The organism is Methylobacterium sp. B1, from assembly GCF_000333255.1.
GTDB classification, from domain to species: Bacteria; Pseudomonadota; Alphaproteobacteria; order Rhizobiales; family Beijerinckiaceae; genus Methylobacterium; species Methylobacterium fujisawaense.
Map to the genome: position 1 here is coordinate 1 of NZ_BACT01000385.1, position 1,093 is coordinate 1,093.

The window sequence follows — 1,093 nt, forward strand, 5'->3', positions numbered from 1 at the left end:
CTCTGTCCGTGCTCCGTGCAGGCCTGCCCGGCGGGCCCACCTGACATTGAAACGTTGACAGGAGCCGGCTCTTTCATAGTAATCGCGCGCGTGCCGCCCAGGACTGAGGCGGCACTTTCATTTGGAGCCGGCTCAACGCTGGCTCCCGGATCCTGCATGAAACGGAGATGGGACCCGTGACGTCAGCCCTTCTGCCGACCTACGTCCGCGCGCCGCTCGCCTTCGAGCGCGGCGAGGGCGCCTGGCTCGTGACGGAGGGCGGCGAGCGATACCTCGATTTCGGCGCCGGCATCGCGGTGAACGGCCTCGGCCACGCCCATCCGCACCTCGTCGGCGCGCTCACCGAGCAGGCGGGCAAGATCTGGCACACCTCGAACCTGTTCCAGATCCCCGGCGGCGAACGCCTCGGGCAGCGGCTCGTCGATGCGACCTTCGCGGACGTGGTGTTCTTCTGCAACTCGGGCGCGGAAGCCAACGAGGCGGCGATCAAGATCGCCCGCAAGTACCACGCGGCCGACGGCCATCCGGAGCGGTACCGGATCGTCACCTTCGCGGGCGCCTTCCACGGGCGGACCCTGGCGACTCTCGCGGCCGGCGGACAGCAGAAGTACATCGAGGGGTTCGGGCCGAAGGTCGAGGGGTTCGATCAGGTCCCGGCCGGCGACTGGGCGGCGCTGGAGGCGGTGATCGGGCCGGAGACGGCGGCGCTGATGATCGAGCCGATCCAGGGCGAGGGCGGCGTGCGGGTGATTCCCCACGCGGACCTGCGCCGGCTGCGCGAGATCTGCGACGCGAAGGGCCTGCTTCTGATCATGGACGAGGTCCAGACCGGCGTCGGCCGCACCGGCCGGCTGTTCGCCCATGAATGGGCCCGCATCACGCCGGACATCATGAGCGCGGCCAAGGGCATCGGCGGCGGCTTTCCCCTCGGCGCCTGCCTCGCCACCCGCGAGGCGGCCCGCGGCATGACCGCCGGCACGCACGGCACCACCTTCGGCGGCAACCCCCTCGCCATGGCGGTGGGCAACGCCGTGCTGGACGTCGTGCTGGAGGAGGGCTTCCTCGATCGCGTCGCCCGCTCCGGCCTGCTGCT

1 protein-coding gene is annotated in these 1,093 nt (G+C 70.7%); it reads left to right on the forward strand.

Going from position 1 to position 1,093, the window contains the following annotated elements; genetic code table 11:
• Positions 1-176 precede the first annotated feature (176 nt).
• A partial coding sequence (locus tag I53_RS11350; RefSeq protein ID WP_043350607.1) for an aspartate aminotransferase family protein occupies positions 177-1,093 on the forward strand: 917 nt, incomplete at its 3' end.